13 protein-coding genes are annotated in these 17,445 nt (G+C 30.4%); 4 read left to right on the top strand and 9 right to left on the bottom strand.

Features of this window, described 5'->3' with window-relative positions; all coding sequences use genetic code 11:
• Positions 1-3: 3 nt before the first annotated feature.
• The 6 genes from GCL60_RS00705 to GCL60_RS00680 form a co-directional block, all read right to left on the bottom strand.
• Positions 4-1,098 (bottom strand): hypothetical protein, encoded by a 1,095-nt coding sequence (locus tag GCL60_RS00705; RefSeq protein WP_153417935.1) that lies wholly within the window; start codon positions 1,096-1,098, stop codon positions 4-6.
• On the bottom strand, positions 1,091-1,735 hold the full coding sequence (locus tag GCL60_RS00700; protein ID WP_153417934.1) for an orotate phosphoribosyltransferase: 645 nt from the start codon (positions 1,733-1,735) through the stop codon (positions 1,091-1,093). Before GCL60_RS00700 ends, GCL60_RS00705 begins: the two co-directional genes overlap by 8 nt.
• On the bottom strand, positions 1,732-2,880 hold the full coding sequence (locus GCL60_RS00695) for a beta/alpha barrel domain-containing protein (RefSeq protein ID WP_153417933.1): 1,149 nt from the start codon (positions 2,878-2,880) through the stop codon (positions 1,732-1,734). Before GCL60_RS00695 ends, GCL60_RS00700 begins: the two co-directional genes overlap by 4 nt.
• 1 nt (position 2,881) lies before the next feature.
• A complete protein-coding gene (locus GCL60_RS00690; RefSeq protein ID WP_202613979.1) occupies positions 2,882-3,862 on the bottom strand; it encodes an amidohydrolase family protein in 981 nt (326 codons plus the stop codon).
• An 11-nt stretch (positions 3,863-3,873) separates the two neighbouring features.
• Positions 3,874-5,529 (bottom strand): argininosuccinate synthase, encoded by a 1,656-nt coding sequence (locus GCL60_RS00685; protein WP_153417932.1) that lies wholly within the window; start codon positions 5,527-5,529, stop codon positions 3,874-3,876.
• Between the two features lie 246 nt (positions 5,530-5,775).
• Entirely contained in the window at positions 5,776-7,098 is a 1,323-nt protein-coding gene (locus GCL60_RS00680; RefSeq protein WP_153417931.1) for a hypothetical protein, read from the bottom strand.
• A 207-nt stretch (positions 7,099-7,305) separates the two neighbouring features.
• Here GCL60_RS00680 and GCL60_RS00675 point away from each other — a divergent pair, with 207 nt between their 5' ends.
• Positions 7,306-8,490 carry an N-acetylmuramoyl-L-alanine amidase gene (locus GCL60_RS00675; protein ID WP_153417930.1) on the top strand — a complete coding sequence of 395 codons (1,185 nt, stop codon included), beginning with the start codon at positions 7,306-7,308 and terminating at the stop codon, positions 8,488-8,490.
• 24 nt (positions 8,491-8,514) lie between these two features.
• Here the strand turns inward: GCL60_RS00675 and GCL60_RS00670 are convergent, their stop codons facing one another.
• From GCL60_RS00670 to GCL60_RS00660, 3 genes are all read right to left on the bottom strand, one after another.
• Positions 8,515-10,716, bottom strand: a complete 2,202-nt coding sequence (locus tag GCL60_RS00670; protein ID WP_202613978.1) for a glutamine synthetase III family protein — start codon at positions 10,714-10,716, stop codon at positions 8,515-8,517.
• A 171-nt stretch (positions 10,717-10,887) separates the two neighbouring features.
• A complete protein-coding gene (locus GCL60_RS00665; protein WP_153417928.1) occupies positions 10,888-11,664 on the bottom strand; it encodes an RDD family protein in 777 nt (258 codons plus the stop codon).
• Positions 11,661-13,088 (bottom strand): DHH family phosphoesterase, encoded by a 1,428-nt coding sequence (locus tag GCL60_RS00660; RefSeq protein WP_153417927.1) that lies wholly within the window; start codon positions 13,086-13,088, stop codon positions 11,661-11,663. The genes GCL60_RS00665 and GCL60_RS00660 overlap by 4 nt, the downstream gene beginning before the upstream one ends.
• A 215-nt stretch (positions 13,089-13,303) precedes the next feature.
• Here GCL60_RS00660 and GCL60_RS00655 point away from each other — a divergent pair, with 215 nt between their 5' ends.
• From GCL60_RS00655 to herA, 3 genes are all read left to right on the top strand, one after another.
• Positions 13,304-14,095, top strand: coding sequence for an S-adenosylmethionine decarboxylase (locus GCL60_RS00655; RefSeq protein ID WP_153417926.1), 792 nt, complete (start codon positions 13,304-13,306; stop codon positions 14,093-14,095).
• Between the two features lie 284 nt (positions 14,096-14,379).
• Entirely contained in the window at positions 14,380-15,591 is a 1,212-nt protein-coding gene (locus GCL60_RS00650) for a DUF4297 family anti-phage-associated protein (protein ID WP_153417925.1), read from the top strand.
• Positions 15,588-17,351 carry an anti-phage-associated helicase HerA gene (gene herA / locus GCL60_RS00645; RefSeq protein WP_153417924.1) on the top strand — a complete coding sequence of 588 codons (1,764 nt, stop codon included), beginning with the start codon at positions 15,588-15,590 and terminating at the stop codon, positions 17,349-17,351. Before GCL60_RS00650 ends, herA begins: the two co-directional genes overlap by 4 nt.
• The last annotated feature ends 94 nt before the right edge of the window (positions 17,352-17,445 follow it).

Raw genomic sequence — 17,445 nt, 5'->3', positions numbered from 1 at the left:
TTTTTACTCTTTTTTACATAGAAATTTAAATTCTGAATTAAGTAAACTTATATTATCTTTTAATTGATATGCATTTGAAAATATTTCATTAAATAATTCATCGTGAACAAAATTTTTTCCAATTTTTTCAATTTTTTTAACTTCAACCAACGCATCTAAATAAATTTTTTCATAAAGAAAGCCTAGTTCTTTTGTATTATATTTTTTTCTATTATCTAAAAACTTAAGCATATCATTATTTGTCTTATGAATTAAAGCAAATAATCTTCTTACAACAGGCTCATATTCAAATGGAACATTTAATAATCTTATTTTAATAGAAATTCCTATGGTATTTTCAATAAATCTTTCTGTTAAAACCGACATAATATAATATGGTAATAATTCATTTTTTTTAGCACTCTTACGATTTCTTCGATACATATTTATATCATTCATCATAAGTCTTAAACTTTGAAGCCGTAAAAATATTTTTTCTCTTCTTTTGGTCAATTGTAAAGAATATTTATCAGATTTATCAAAAGTGTAATTCTCTACTATTTCTATATAAAACGAAAGTTCCCTCAAAATAGATTTTGTTTCTAAAAAACATTCCTTGCGAAGTTTTGGTGGCATTAAAACAATACAAATAAAATAACAAATAGAAAAAGCTATAATGTTCATGTAAATGTTTTTAATAAGTTCATGTCCACTTTTTACAGATAAAATTGAATATAATGGAATTAAATAAACCCATAATGAAAAAACAGATCCAATTTTGAAATAAGTAAATACATACATTAAAAAAGTTAATACAAAAACATAAAAATAAATGGAAATAATGTTTAATGTATAAGGATAAGAAATAGCTAGAGCAACTGTTGAAATTAAAAAAGAAAGCAACATATTAATTTCAAAGCGCCAATACAAAGAACGAGCATTTGACTGACATAAACCTAACGCACAAATCCCCATAAAAAACAAGGATGAATCTTTGACGAATAAATAAATAATAATAACACAAAGAACAGCAAAAGCTGTTCTTGTTCCTTGTAAAATGGAGCGATAATCTTTTTCCCAGATATAGAGAAAATAATTAAATGTGTTTTTATTATTCATCAAGTTGAGTTAGCCACTCCATTATCAATTTCATTTCACGACCATTTATAAAATCTTTTGCATAGGCAATGTCGAATAAATCAGTTGTTTTAAACAAACTTTTATATACGATATGTTTAGAATTAAAAAAATCACTCGATTTTTTTAAATTATGAGTTGATATACTTGAAGCAACAACAGATTTAATAGGCTCCATTTTTATATAATCTACAGCTTGAATCACACTTCCACCCGTTGTAATCATATCATCAATTACAAATATATTTGAATTTGATGGTAAAGTTCCTTCAATGACGGAAGTTAACCCATGTTGCTTAGGTTTACTTCTAACATAAACAAAGCCAGCATTAAAATATTCTGCTAAAGCATAAGCAGGAGCGATCCCTGCCGTTGCCGTTCCTGCAAATACAACATTTCCCGAATCAAACATAAAAGGAAATTCTGTTTTTAAGAATTCAGCCCACTTTGTTATAATTTTTTTTCGTAAAGAAACATTTGAAAATATTTTTCGATGATCTAAATAAACAGGCGACTCCTTGCCACTTGTTAACTTAAACATTGGATTTGTACTAATTTGTAACACTTTTGTCTCAAAAAAACCCCTCACAATTTCATGGGTTTCAGAATCTAGAATCATGAAGGAATCTCCTCGCTTTTTTCATAAGGCACCTGAAGATAGTCTGCTACTTCCGATGCTAAATTTAAATTCCACATCATACCTGTAGCTGCTTGAACAAGATCGGCTCCCGCAGAAAGATAAGATTGAAATTCTTTGATACTCACAACCCCACCAACTCCTATAATTCCGAGCTGATTTGAACGGATCCCTAATTTTGATCGCGTTTCAGCCAATGTAGAAACCATGGATATACCTTGATCAAATATGAGAGAACCACAAACACCACCAGACAACGAACCACTTCCAAGTGCTATTTTGCCATTTATATTTCTAATATTAGCAGAAACTGTATTTATTGCACTAATAGCATGTAGCATCCCAGCTGTCTCTGAAACAAATTTCATTGTTTCTTCTGGACTCAAAGCACCTATTTTAGCAACAAGTTTTACATCTGATTTTTCTTCATTTAAAACTTGATGAGCGCACTGAATTGCTTTTAATGCACTAGGTAAATCTTTATATAATGGAGAATGTACTTCATTGGGACAGCTTAAATTAATTTCTAAAATCGAAGATGGTGAGTTTTTAATACAATCTAAAGCCAAACGGATTGTTTTTTGTATGTCAAAATAAAAAGCTTCTTTTGTTTCTTTACTGGAAGACATTTCTTCTCTTGAACCTTGAAAGCTTAATACAACTCCATATCCTAAAGTTTGTTTTTCATTTAAAGTTAGAAAATCTTTTTTCCATACTTCTGGTGCTTGGCTTGGGACACCAAAAGAATTTGAAATCGAAATTGATTTAGAAAAATAATCTTTATCTTGAAAGGGAGTTCCAATCACATCATTTTGATCATTTGAAAAGATCGATTTTTGATTTGAATTGATTGATAAAACATTAGGCCATTTGTTACATTCCCATTCCCGTGATCGCACCGTCTTATATACTGGTAAACAAAAGCCAGCATTTAAAGCGGCTTTTACATAAGAGGCATTTAATAAGGGGCCTGCTGCCACACCAAAAGGGATATGAAGAGGCACTCCTAAAAATTCATAACGAGGTTTTTTTGTGTATTTAACAAAAGGAAACTTGCCTTCTTTTAAATACTTTGGATCAGGTCCATTTTTATAATTTTCTTCATAAGATGCTGAAGCATTATACATTTTAAGTTAGCCCCAATACTTTTAAACCATTCGATGTTGCAATTTTTAATAGCTCATCCATTTCATAAAAATGAGTAGATTCTAGTAACACTCTTAGTTCCGTTAGCATATTTCCATCTGCATACGGTTTATAAATATCACAAATATTATCTGATCCTAATGCCACTGTTAAACCAGCAGGAATCATTTCATCAATAGGTGTTACTGAGTTGTGTGTTGGTGACAAAGTTTCATTTCTTCTACTATCAATCCATGCTGTCGGACAAGCAACAAAACTGAGACCCGCATCGCGACAAAGTTTATATAATTCTTGACGATAAGATTTTGAATGGGCTGCAATTGAAATCCCGTGAACAGCTGTTACTTTACCTTCAAGCCCAAATTCAATTACCTTACGCGCCAATAATTCTGTTTCTTTTTCTTCAGCAGAATTTAATTGGTCAACATGAATATGAACACGTTTTCCTGTTTCTTTAGAAGCTGCTAATAAAATACGGATATGTTCTTCTTCTTTGCCTGCATCAGCACCAGGCAATCCACCTATGATATCGACATGCTCTAAAGATTTTTCAAACCAAGCACGCGCTTCTTTATCAACAACACCTTTTAATGTTTGACAGGCAATTAAAAATCTCATTTTTAATTCTTTTGCAGCAAACTCTTTTGCACGTTTTGCAGCAATTAAAGCTCTTTCACCGGCAACAGGATCACAATCAATAAAAGATAAACAATGGCGCACACCTTGTTCATTTTGTAACCTTAAAGCAGAAGAAATATGTTGGAAATAAATGTCTTCTGTTGCTTGGGATTTAAAACGATCAACCAACTTCCATTTTTCTTGTAATTGGCTATTAATGTTACCTTGAGTATTTGTAAAATCTTCAATAGAAACAGAATATGCTCTATCAAAATGAGCATGGGCATTAACAAAACCACCATGACCAGAAATCATTCCTGTTAACTTAGATAAAGGATTCCACATATTATTTCCTATTAAAGTAAAGCTGGTTTTTTAGTTGATTCAGATAATTTAGACAAACCTGATTTAGCAGATTTTGCCATTTTTTCAACTGTAACTTTAAATACTTCATAATCCGTTATAAGTTGAACACCGTTTTTTACACTCCAATTGCGAATATTTTTTCCATCAATTTCTTCACTAATTGGCTTTGAAGGTGTAGGAACATTAACAACAAGATCAAATCTATTTTGTTTTAAAAGATCGATTAAGTTAGGCTTATGACTTTCTTCATTTGCTTTATGCACAAGAATACTTTTTACACCTTGTTTTGCTAAATAAGCATGCGTTCCTTTTGTGGCGAATAATAAAAAGCCTTGTTTTTGAAGTTCTGCAATTAAAGGCGCAAATTTTTCTTTATTTTCATCGCCACCTACGGAAACAAGTGCATAACGTTCTTTTTCTTGTGAAAGACGCATTTGCATTGTATAAATTTCTGTAAATCCTGCAGAAGCATTTTGGTTAAACGCGTTACTTTTCATAAATGTTGCAAGTTTTTCATCAAAAATACTATTTGGAGTTTCAACAGCAACAACGTCCGCTCTACCTTTAAATAACTTTATTGTTACTAAACCTGTTACTTTTTCATTTATTTTTTCAATAAATGCATTTAAATCATCCATTAAAGGCTCATGCCATAAAGCGCCATAACATAAATAGCCCCATTTTTGATCCACAACAGATTTAAATTCATTTTCTTGTCTTGTGCAGACAAATTTTTCAAGAGTTTCATGCGCACGAATAATGGTGTGTGCTGCAGGAGATTCATATACCCCACGAACTTTGAGACCCACTACACGATCTTCAAGGTGATGAGTCACACCCACTCCATGTAATGCACCAATTTTATTTAACTCAAGAATAATGGAAGGAAGATCCATATCTATCCCATTTAATTGAACAGGAATTCCTCTTAAAAAGCCTAATTTTACTAATTGGGATTCATGAGGGGTTTTTTCTATAATATTGCACACTTGAAGAATAGCAGGAAGGTTAGGAATAAGAGCCGGATTTTCAATTTCTCCTCCTTCTGCAGAAACACCCCACATATTATCGTCGTAGCTATAAGGGGAGTCTTTTGTCTGTTTTACAGGAATATTATGAACCCTAGCATATTCAAGTTCTTCATCACGTCCCATTCCCCATTCACGAACAGGGGCAATGATTTTCATTTCTGGGGCTAGCGTTAATACAGTACCTTCAATACGAACCTGATCGTTTCCTTTTCCTGTACAACCATGGGCTATACAGTCACAATTTTCTTCACGTGCAATGTCTACGGCTATTTTAGCTAGAAGAGGGCGCCCAAGAGGAGTTGCTAAATGATAATCACCTTGATAACGAGCATTTGCCTTAATTCCTTTTGCTAAATAGTGGTAAGCAAATTCTTTTTTGGCATCGATGACGTAAGCTTTTAAAGCACCTAACTTTAAAGCTTTTTGACGTATTTCTTCAAGATTATCGGCCTGTTGCCCAATATCAATCGTTAAGGCAATCACTTCGGCATTGTAATACTCTTGAATCCATTTCAACATTACAGAGGTATCAAGGCCTCCAGAATACAAAAGAACAACCTTACGAATTTCTCCTTTACGACCTTCATAAGATGCTACTTTAACATAATCCGTCATTGTGAAATCTCCTCTGAAATATAAAATAAGCAAAAAAAAAGCCCCGCAATGCGGAGCTTTAAAAACAATAAATAAATGAATTAGAAATGAGCAATTTCTTTCTGCTTTCAGTGTCTATTTTGACTCGATAAATTGCAAAAGACATAGAATACCCTTTTGAAAGAAAAACTTAAAAATCGTCCGAACGTTGATACTTGAATAAAAGTGCATCGTCAAGACATATTCTTTTATTTTTTAAATTGGATATTAAGGCATGGAAACAATTGCCAAACTAGAACCAAATAGATCACCATCAAGGAGATCAAGGCTATCTGAATTGACTTCTCCATTACTTCTTCCACCAATAAACTCAATACAATTAGAACCATCAAGCTGACATCTAAACACAGCTCCTGTTCTTGCGTTTGCATTATTGATTCTTCCAGAAGCCCCTATGTAAAGATAGTTTCCTAAAATAGCTAAACTCGAGCCCAAATTATCTTTTAGAGAAAGACCTAGACTAGCTGCACTCGCTTTATTTTCACCAGCAATAATTTCAGAACAATTTGTACCTTCTAAATCGCATTTAAAAACAGCACCTATATCATACAAATTAGGATCCGTTGTCGGAAATCCATTTCTGCCAATAGCACCCACAAAAATATTTTTTTCGTTACCTACTAAACTAGAACCAAAAGCATCATTTAACGATAAATGAATATTTTTTACATCTATGTAATTACATTTTGAAATATCATTATTGCATTTTAATAATCCGCCATTACCTGCATTTTTATTCATAGCACCAACATAAATGGTACTATTATTCATAAACAAACTAGATCCAATGGAATCATGTTCACTTAATAATTGGTTCAATAATTTTGATTTATTCTTACCACCAATCAATTCATTGCAATTTTTTCCATCTAAATCACATTGAAAAATGGAACCGACATCATCTTTATTATTATTATCTCTACCTATAGAACCAATATAAATTTTATTGTTTGAATGAAATAAAGTAGAACCAAAATGATCAGAAGACATTAAATTAATTCTCGAATTTTCAGATTTGGTTTGAAAGGAATTATGACCACCTAAAAACTCTTGGCACTCCGTACCATTCAAATTGCATTGAAAAACACTGCCTACTTCATCTTTATAATTTGCACTAGAAATACTCCCCGCATCATTTCCATTTTTATTATCGCGTCCTATTGCTCCAATAAACAATTTATCTTTGATAACCAAAACACTAGAACCAAAAAGATCTCCATTAAATAACTTTAAAGGCTTCAATCCTGATTTTGAAGGCGCTTGAAACCTCATATTGCCACCTAAAAATTCAGTACACTCATAGCCATCAAGAGTGCATTTAAAAACGGACCCTTTACCGAATCTTCCTTTAGCACCAATTAATATATAACTGTGACTATTTTTTTGAGAATTGCTCAATTCGTTAGTCGAATTTTTATTATTACCACCACTTACAGAACATGAAACCAAAAATAAAAAAGAAATTAACGAAATGATAAATAATCTAACAAAAGGTATACTTAACAGGGATTTTAAAAGATTATTTTTCATGAATTACCTCAAAATAAATACTAAAAATCAAACAGTATTTATAGTTATCGGAAATTTTTATGATATTTTAATTCGACAGATTTTTGTCTTTCAACATACATTTAAAATTATTTCTTATTTACATGTTATTTTTTCCGAAGAAAAGTATATTTTAATAAAATTTTTTATGTTTTATTAAAAACAATCATCACCAAGGAAAATGATGATATGAAAAAAATTTTTATATTAAATTTTATAACACTATTTTTTATAATTGGCTGTAATTCTTCTGGAGTAAAAAGCAATAAAACAGAAGCTCTAGATGAAAAAAAAATTGCCCCTGTTGAAAAAGTAACAAACGATCTTATTCCCTATGAAATTAATGAAGATTATTTAACAGATGAGGATTATCCTTTTCGGATTAACAATGAAAGCATATGCTCTATAGTCTTTCATTATACAGCACAATCTTATAAAAAATCACTTCGATCTTTAACAACTGGTGGGAATAGTTCGCATTGGCTTGTACCTGAAAAAGGAAATACAGTTTATAAAATAGTAAGTGAAGACAGAAGGGCACAACACGCTGGAACAAGTTTATGGAAAAATAGAAAAAATGTTAATGTTATTTCGATTGGAATTGAGGTTGTTAACTTAGGTTTTAAATGCAAGAATAATAAAAAGTATTGCAAACAAGGTGAATTGGATTGGATTGGATTTTCAGAAAAACAACAAAAACTTATTGTTTCATTAGCAAAAGATATTCAAAAACGTTACAATATTGATCCTTTGTGTGTTGTAGGACACTCTGACATTGCAGTAGATAGAAAATTAGATCCAGGGCCTTTATTTCCATGGAAAATGCTTGCAGAAAACGGTGTAGGCGCATGGGCTACAGATGAAGAAATACAAATTCAAACTGAAAATATTAAAAAAAGTTTAAAAGGAAATATTTCTCCTTTGCTTCTTCAAATTCGCTTATTTGAATTTGGATATGACATTAGATTAGATAAAATATCCGTAAAAAGTTTAACTAAAAAACTTCTCAAATTTGAATATAATTTAAATAAAACAAGAATATCAGACTTAGAGTCTCTTCAATTAGCAAATAATTTTGGTAATAAAGGTGTTAAAAATGATATGTTTGATATTAAAAAAACAAATTTTGCAATACATTCATTCTTAATGCATTATTTACCAGGTGAATATTTAAATCATAGAGTTAAAGAATCAAATAGCATTGCAGATAATCGCTCTAAACGTGATACTAAAAACTCACCTGATAGCAAATCTGATTTTAAAGGTTCAGTCATTAATTTAGATACGGATTTTGATAATCTTAAAATTTTAGCAGCACTGCAGGCTCTATTAGTAAAATTTCCTAACAAAGTAAGAACAGGCTGCAATTATTAAATCTTTTTCATGAAATAAATATATTTATTCAATTCCAAAAATCATATCTGAATATTTAGGATAAGGCCACAAATCATTTGGCACAAATGCTTCTACCGTATCTACCGCACTTCGGAGATCTTCAAGTTTCAGCATTAATACTTCTGAAATAATCTTACTTGTTTTTTCTAAATGATGATGATCGAGGGCATCACCAGATGTAATTTTTTCAACTTGTATTTTAAGTGCTTCTAGAGTGCTCCATACATGACTGATGTCATCTCCAAAACGCTCCGCCATTTTTTTAGATGGAGACGAACAACTTATTTCAGAAGAAAGTTTTGCATTTTTCATTAGTTTTGAATGAAATTCTATACAAACGGGCAAAACTAAAGTTTGTGCCATTTCAATTGCACAATTCACTTCAATTAGACATTGTTTAATGTAACGCTCTTGTTGAATTGCAAGTCTACTCAATATGTCTTCTGTATTAAATACTCCCGCATTTTTCAAAAATTTTGTTTTTTCTTTATCAGCTAATACCATAAGAGCATCTGGCGTTTTTGAATAATTAGATAATCCCCTTTGAGCAGCTTCATCACGCCATTCTTGAGAATATCCATTTCCTTCAAAACGGATTTTTTTAGTTTGAATAATAACTTCACGAAGAATGAGCAATAAATCGTTATCAGAAACAACTCCATTGACAGCTTTTTCTTCTAGTTTTTTATTTATTTTTGTTAATCCATCATGAACAGCGGCATTTAAAATAGCTGTAGGATAATTTATGGGTGCACTTGAACCAACAGCTCTAAATTCAAACTTGTTTCCTGTAAATGCAAAAGGAGAAGTACGATTGCGGTCTGTATTATCTTTAGCAACTTCTTGAACATGAGAAACACCAAGATCGATCATAATTTTTTCGGCGTTTACTTTATCAGCAGATCCAGATTCAATTGCATTTAAAATTTTATCTAGAGTGTTACCTAAAAAAGCAGAGATGATAGCGGGAGGAGCTTCATTTGCGCCAAGTCTGTGATCATTACCTGCAGAAGCAATAGAAGCTCTTAATACGTCTGCATTATCATTAATTCCTTGTAAAATTCCGCATAAAAAAGTTAAAAAGACTAAGTTTTCGTGCGGAGTTGCCCCTGGATCCAATAAGTTTCTTCCTAATGAATCACTCATGGACCAGTTTACATGTTTTCCGCTTCCGTTTACTCCAGCAAATGGCTTTTCATGCAATAAAGCAACAAAACCATTTTTTAATGCAACACTTTTTATACATTTTAATGCAAGTTGATTATGATCAGCGGCAATATTGGAGCCTTCATAAATTGGAGCAATTTCAAATTGACCTGGTGCCACTTCATTATGTCTTGTTTTAACTGGGACACCTAATTTATATAATTCAACTTCTAATTCATTAAAAAAGGATTGAACACGACTTGGAATATGACCAAAATAATGATCTTCAAGTTCTTGCCCTTTTGATGGTTTACGTCCAAAAACAGTACGTCCTGATAAATGTAAATCTAGCCTTTTCATAGCATGTTTTTTGTCAATGATAAAAAACTCTTGCTCAGGTCCAACCGATGTTGTTACGTGTGTTACCTTTTTTTCACCAATTAAATGTAAAGTTTTTGTAGCTTCTACAGAAAGTGAACCATTAGAACGTAACAAAGGTGTTTTAAAGTCAAGAGCTTCACCATGGTAGCTGATAAATACAGATGGAATATAAAGCGTTTTTCCATTTTCTGTTTCCATAATAAACATAGGACTGGAAGGATCCCATCCTGTATAACCTCTTGCCTCAAATGTAGATCGGATACCACCTGATGGAAAACTTGAAGCATCGGGTTCACTTTGAAGAAGTTCTGGTCCTGTAAATCTTTCTATCGGATTTCCTTGTTTATCAAACCATAAAAAAGCATCATGTTTTTCAGCAGTAGCTCCTGTTTGGGGTTGAAACCAATGGCAGTAATGAGTGGCTCCTTTTTCCATTGCCCACTCTCTTGCTGCTGAAGCAACTCTTTCCGCCAATGAAGCATCAATTTTTCCACCATATTTCATTACTTTGGTCATCGTTTCGAGATCTTGGGCAGATAATCTTTTTACCATGGCACGAAGATCAAAAACATTAGAAGCAAAATAATCTGCAATTCGAGATTGTTTACCGTCGGCATTTTGAGGACGAAAAACTTTACGAATAGATAAAGCAGAATAAAAAGATGAGATATCAGACATGTAGCTTAACTCCATATGCAATTTGAAAATCAAAAAAAGTTAATATAATAAGAAATTCCTATTATATTTTCTTAGAGCCTCTAAATAACTATATTTTCAAAATTAAAAAACGATAAATAACATTCGGTCGTATATCATTATCATGAAATATTTAAACTCAAAAGTGATTATTTATTTTTTTGAAGAGTAGCGCATCCAGAAAAAGATAGGAACACGAGATGGGGATATCACAATGAAAATAAAGGATAGAATTCCGCCTAATAATAAAGACTCAGATAAAGCTGCACATACTTTTGTTTTTTCTGAAACTTTTAAACCTTTGTTTTTATTATTTTGAATTGCTATTCCAAATATCCATCGTCCTAAAGTAGAACCTTCAAAACCTAAGATAGTATATTGAAAAAGGAAAACAAGAAAAGCCATAAAAAACCAAACTTGCAAGGAAAATAAAAATGTATGAAAAACACTTATATCTAAAGTAACAAAACTTAAATATTTTTGTACAGTCGGTGAAATTACAAATATTCCTTTTGGAACAAATACATAATTAATGCACAAAGAAATAATTAAAAAGCAAAAACCTAAAATAGCGTCTATTGTCCAAGCCAAAAAGGCAAAAAAGGGATTTACGTAATATTCTGATTTAAACTTTTGATTATCTAAAAATTTATTTTGAGAAATTTCATTTTCATCTGTTTTATTTTTATTATCTGAATTCGGAATTGTTGTAGATATATTTTCATCAAATGAAGAGATCATTTTAGATGAAGTTTTATCTATAAAAGATGTCTCCATTTTAAGTTCAGTTTCAGCATTAGTTTCTATTTCAATTTTTTTTAATTTCCCAAGTCTTTTTTGTATTTCTTCACCATAAAATCCAAAGCCAACATGTAAAGGTTTTATATTTGTATCTTGTTTAGATAAATAATTTGCTAAAAAGAAACTCATGTAGCTTCCTCGAGAAAAAGGTTAAGAACAGTAGAACGAATATTTTCTTCAGTAATACTTCCAAATTTATCTTTCCAACCTGCAACAGGAAATATTGCTTTTGCCATCGTTCTATGACCACCACCACTTCCAATTCCATTTAAAATTCGTCTTACAACATCACCAGCATTTTTTACATAACCAACATTTCTAACACTCATTACTATATTATTTTCAAAAATACCGACACAAACAACCCATTCTATATTTTCAAATTGAAGCATAAAATCGGCAACTTGTGGAATAAGATCTTCACGCTCAACATTACCAATAAAACTTACTAAAATTTTATCTTGAAAGGCCATATTTAATAATGCATTTGCTAATACAGGAGCAAATCTCATAGGAAGCTCAGGTTTTTCCATTCGCCTTAATAAATTATAATTAATGTCTGGATATAAAGAAACAAATGCATATAAATCGGCATCAATTACTTCTCTATTTAAATGCAATGTATCTGCTTTAATTCCATATAATAAGGCCGTCGCAAGACGTTGCCCAATATTTACCGCTGCAGCCCTTAAATATTCAGTTAAAATAGTAGAGGTAGCCCCATATTTTGAGCGAATATCACAGTAAGGAATGTGAGAATAATTTGCTACCATGGGATGGTGGTCTATAATAACATCGACTCTTGGCAAAGTAACAGTAAAATGGGCTGGCTGTGTATCTAACATTGCTACTTTATCATAATTTATAAGGTCTTCTGGTTTTATAGTGATAACTTCAAGGTCAAGAAGTTGCATCATAGCTATATTTTCTGGTCTTGTTACTTTACCAAAACTACAAATAGGAGTGGAAACTTTGTTACGCCCAAGCAAACATCTTAGCGCAAGAGCAGAAGCTAAACCATCAGGATCGGGATCGGGTTGCAGAAGAAGGGCTATTTTATCACCTTCCATCAAAATATCTCGGATTTCTTTTACTCGATGAGTACTTTCAATGTGCCTTAATTCAGCACTAATAGGTCGACTTAAAAGCTCGGTCCAGGAAAGCACCAATTCTCGATCATTATCGACAAGTTTTCGAGGTACTTCCTCGGGATGTCCAATTTGAAAAGATAAAATTCGAGACTCTGGTAATTCTTCTAATAACATTTCTCTAACATTAGAATACTTGTCATTATCCTTTAAGGATAAAACAACACAAATAGGATCGTATTCTTTCCATTGAGAAAAAAAGGACGGCTTGGTAATATCGCCTTTTACTAGAATATCATCAACTTTATCAGAATCTTCACAGGCCTCAATCAGAGAGGTTTGTAATTGATTTTGTTTATTTGGAAGCCAAACCTTTATATCCATATTTTTTTGAATATGTACTAAAGTTGAGGCAAGTTCGGGGTCATCACAAATAACCAAAAATAGTCCGCGCTTGGAATCCATCTGATACACCTTACATATTGATTTTATTAAATTTATAAAACCAAAAAACTTGAAAAATATCCTTGCAAGACTGTCTATGCTACAATATTTTACCCAATCTGTTGCGTAGAGGAAAATTACTGTTGCATTTTCCACTCTACACTATATTGCATTATATCTGTAAGATCAGATAATTTGCTTAGGTAACAATAAGCAGAACTCATTGAGGACATAAGATGACAGAAATACTCGGCTTTAACAACCTTACGAAAGCTTTAAGCTTTAATCTCTATGACTTTGCAGTTGCTCTTAATGATGAGGAAAGAGCTTCCTATATTCGTTATATTGACGAAAAATATTCTGCAAGACAGATCGAGTCACAACTCATTCGCATTGCTGAAATCATAGATGCCGAAGTATTGAACGTAAGTTCAAAAGATTTCGATCCTTATGGAGCTAGTGTGGTGCTTTTAATGAGCGATCTTAAAGGAGATCAGGCTACAAAAGAAGCAAACATGCAATCCTCATCTTCAAAGTCCTCTAACCTCATGGCTCAATCTACAGTTTCTATACATTTAGACAAGAGCCACATCTGCGCCCATACCTATCCAGATAGCCTAGATCCATCTGGTATATGTAGCTTTAGAGTAGACATTGACATTGCTACTTGCGGAAGCATTTCTCCGCTTTATGCGCTAGATTTTATGTTTAAAGCATTTGAAACAGATGTTGTGTGTGTAGATTACGTTGTCCGTGGTTTTGCACGTAACAAACGTAACGAAAAAATATTTATGGATCATGACATGTCTAGCATAACTAAATATGTTTCGCCGCTCATTTTACGTGACTATGATACAATTGATATGAACTCACCAGAGCATCATACCTATCAAACCATGTTTTGCCGTCGTGAGCTTGATGAAAGCAGTTACTTTAGAAATCCACGTACGGTTCCACCAGAATTAGCTACGGAAAAAATGATTCTTATTCGTAAAGAAATGGAATCAATCGCAAAATTAAAAAAATAAATATTTTTGAATTTCTTTTAAGACCTTATTCTTATGAATAGGGTCTTTTTTTATGTATAATTTTAAAATCGAAAATTTAAGGCATTTTTTTAATGCGAAAAATTAATATTTTATTTAAATTTAATTTTCTTGAAATGAAAAATTTGATAAATATAATATTTTAATTTTACAATAAAGTATAATTATGATATTTAAAAAAAAATCTTCGCGCTATGAAGAATGATTGATTTAAAAGTTTTTTTATTCTCAAAGAATTAATTCCAATTATTAAATAAAGGATTTCTATGGGTAAAAGAAGTGCCAATGAAGCAATTTTAGGCTATTTTTATCAATTTGACTATTCAATTCTTGAAATTCTAAATTTACAAAATGATACTAATGTAATTACTATTGAAGGAGTAGAAGATATTGATGTAAACTTAAATGACGAAACTTTAGCTATCCAGTGCAAATATTATTCTGAAAGTGATTACAATCATTCGTTAATTGGAAAACCAATCCGATTAATGCTGAATGATTTCAAAAAAAACAAAAGAGACGAAAATTTTAAATACAAATTATATGGGCATTATAAATCAGGCCAAAATAAACTAAAACATCCCATAAATATTATTTATTTTAAAGAAAATTTTTTAACTTATACAGAAAAAGGTAGCAAAAAAGAACATTATAATGAAATAGATATAACTGATTATGAATTAAATATTTTTCTAAAAAATCTAACTATTGATATCAATGCACTAAGCTTTAGTGAACAACGTAAAAAAATTTTAGATCTTATAACCATTTGTTTTAAATGTAAAAATGATGATGAAAAAAATAACTTTTACTCCAATGCATTAGCACTTATTTCAGATCTTGCAATAAAAAAAGATGAAAAAGATAGAAAAATAACAAAAAAAATATTTTTAGATAAAATAAACAAAAAAATTGTGCTATTTAATTCTTGGCTTAAAGAGTATAAAGGAAAAAATATTTTTTATAAAAAAATTAAGGATGATTATTTTATTCAAGACCTTAATACATCACCATTTGATAGATTTTTTCTTTTTGAAATTGATAATAATAATTTCGATTTATCAAAATTAAAAACGTTAATACTTTTAGTACAAAAAAAATGGTCAAAAATTTCAAAAAGAGAACCGGAACCATTTTGTCCATACATTTATATTCATGGTATATGCAAGAATAATTTAATATCATTGAAAAAAAATTTATGGAATGAAAATCATATTTTTATTGATGGATTTGATTATCAAGACTCCGAATTTAATGCTTATTCAATCATAAAAAAACCAACTGAAGAAAACAATATAAAATTCAAACTTATTAATGACTTAATTCATATAGAAAGTATATTAAAAGAATCTAATAACACAAAGGAAATATATCAATTTTATTTAAACAAAATAATTTATAACAATCATAATAATACTATGAAAAATATATCTATTATAATTGAAAATATAGATGATGCAATGGAGATATTAAAATGAATAAATCACAAATTAATGCCGAAGTAATTTCTGTATTTCCAAATAAAGTAAAAATTTTAGTTGATAATCTAGAAGATTATAACTCAGCTAATAGATCTCTAAGAGTTGGATCGTATTTAAAAATATCTGATAATGAAGATACTAAATTATTTGCTATAATTGAAAACTTTTCTCTTGAAATTAAAGAAAGCGGAAGAAAATATCTAATTGAAGCAATGCCAATTGGAATTATTAAAAATAATATATTTACACGCGGTGGGGATACCATTGCTATTCCACCTAAAAAAGTGGAACCAGCTACTGAACAAGAAATAATAGATATTTTTAAAAACTCTGACAATAAAGATAATTTTATTTTTTCGCGTCTTTTATCAAATCCAGAAGTAAGAATACCAATTAATGGAAATAAATTTTTTAATAAACATATTGCAATTGTTGGTTCTACAGGTTCAGGAAAATCTCACACAATTTCTAAAATTATCCAATCAGCTGTTGAAGAAAAAAACGGAACCTATTCTCTAAATAACTCACATATTATTATATTCGATATACATTCAGAATACAAATCAGCTTTTCCTAAAGCTAATATAATAGATATTGAAAATTTAATTTTACCTTATTGGCTCCTAAATAGCGAAGAACTTGAAGATATTCTTCTCGATACAGGTGAGAGGGATAATTATAATCAATCATCAATTTTTAGAACATTAGTTACTGAAAATAAAAAAAAGCATAATAGAAAAATTGAAAAAATATATTATGACAGCCCAGTATTCTTTTGTATTAATGAAGTTAAAAATGCTATATATAATTACAAAAATGAAACAATAAATGCAAAAAATAATACTCGATATATGATTAATGATGGGACTTCTTGTTTTAAAGACCAAACTGATGAAAATTCAGGGATTGAATTGAATGATGAGAATAGAATAGAAAAATATTTTACTGAACCTCTTAAATTTTTCACTACAAAAGCTCAAAATATTAAAAAGGGAGATTATGCAGATGGAAGCCTTGATAAATTTTATATTCGTTTAAATTCAAAAATTTCAAATGATCGATTGCAATTTTTATTTGGAGAAAAGTCTAAAAACGCTAAATTTGAAAATGTTTTAAGTTGTTTAATGGGTTATAATAATAAATCAAATGTAACGATAATTGATTTAAGTGGTGTCCCCTTTGAAGTACTAAGTATTACTGTTTCATTAATTTCAAGACTTTTATTTGAATATGGCTATATATATAAAAAAATTCGGTGTGAAAAAGATTCAAATGAAGAGATAAATAATGATATCCCATTTTTACTTGTATATGAAGAAGCTCATAAATATGCCCCAAATAGTGATCTAACAAAATTTAGATCATCAAAAAATTCAATAGAAAGAATTGCTAAAGAAGGAAGAAAATATGGAATTAGCCTTCTTTTATCTAGCCAAAGACCTTCTGAAATATCTGAAACAATTTTTTCTCAATGTAATAACTTTATTGCCATGAGACTTACAAATCCTAATGATCAAAACTATGTTAAAAAACTTCTACCTGATACTCTTGGAAACCTTATTGACATGATGCCTTCATTAAAAGCTGGCGAAGCCTTATTAGTTGGTGAAGCAATTATGTTACCTTCGCTAGTGCAAATTGATCAATGCAGTCCAAATCCTTCTTCTATAGACATTCCATATTTAAATCTTTGGAAACAAGAATGGAAAGAATTAAGAATAGATGAGATAAAAGAAAAATGGCAAAATGGTAATTGAACATAAAGAAACTTTTGATATAATTTAATGATTTATTATATCTTATTTAATTTTATAAATTGTATTTTTTTAATAAAAAAATCATCATACTTCT

The organism is Silvanigrella paludirubra, from assembly GCF_009208775.1.
Classification (GTDB): Bacteria; Bdellovibrionota_B; Oligoflexia; order Silvanigrellales; family Silvanigrellaceae; genus Silvanigrella; species Silvanigrella paludirubra.
The sequence above is the reverse complement of the archived record's forward strand: the minus strand, read 5'-3'. Positions and strand labels throughout refer to the sequence as shown.

Coding starts and splice junctions, on each gene's coding strand:
- GCL60_RS00705 (WP_153417935.1), bottom strand. CDS start 1,098: ATGAATAATAAAAACACATTTAATTATTTTCTCTATATCTGGGAAAAA.
- GCL60_RS00700 (WP_153417934.1), bottom strand. CDS start 1,735: ATGATTCTAGATTCTGAAACCCATGAAATTGTGAGGGGTTTTTTTGAG.
- GCL60_RS00695 (WP_153417933.1), bottom strand. CDS start 2,880: ATGTATAATGCTTCAGCATCTTATGAAGAAAATTATAAAAATGGACCT.
- GCL60_RS00690 (WP_202613979.1), bottom strand. CDS start 3,862: ATGTGGAATCCTTTATCTAAGTTAACAGGAATGATTTCTGGTCATGGT.
- GCL60_RS00685 (WP_153417932.1), bottom strand. CDS start 5,529: ATGACGGATTATGTTAAAGTAGCATCTTATGAAGGTCGTAAAGGAGAA.
- GCL60_RS00680 (WP_153417931.1), bottom strand. CDS start 7,098: ATGAAAAATAATCTTTTAAAATCCCTGTTAAGTATACCTTTTGTTAGA.
- GCL60_RS00675 (WP_153417930.1), top strand. CDS start 7,306: ATGAAAAAAATTTTTATATTAAATTTTATAACACTATTTTTTATAATT.
- GCL60_RS00670 (WP_202613978.1), bottom strand. CDS start 10,716: ATGTCTGATATCTCATCTTTTTATTCTGCTTTATCTATTCGTAAAGTT.
- GCL60_RS00665 (WP_153417928.1), bottom strand. CDS start 11,664: ATGAGTTTCTTTTTAGCAAATTATTTATCTAAACAAGATACAAATATA.
- GCL60_RS00660 (WP_153417927.1), bottom strand. CDS start 13,088: ATGGATTCCAAGCGCGGACTATTTTTGGTTATTTGTGATGACCCCGAA.
- GCL60_RS00655 (WP_153417926.1), top strand. CDS start 13,304: ATGACAGAAATACTCGGCTTTAACAACCTTACGAAAGCTTTAAGCTTT.
- GCL60_RS00650 (WP_153417925.1), top strand. CDS start 14,380: ATGGGTAAAAGAAGTGCCAATGAAGCAATTTTAGGCTATTTTTATCAA.
- herA (WP_153417924.1), top strand. CDS start 15,588: ATGAATAAATCACAAATTAATGCCGAAGTAATTTCTGTATTTCCAAAT.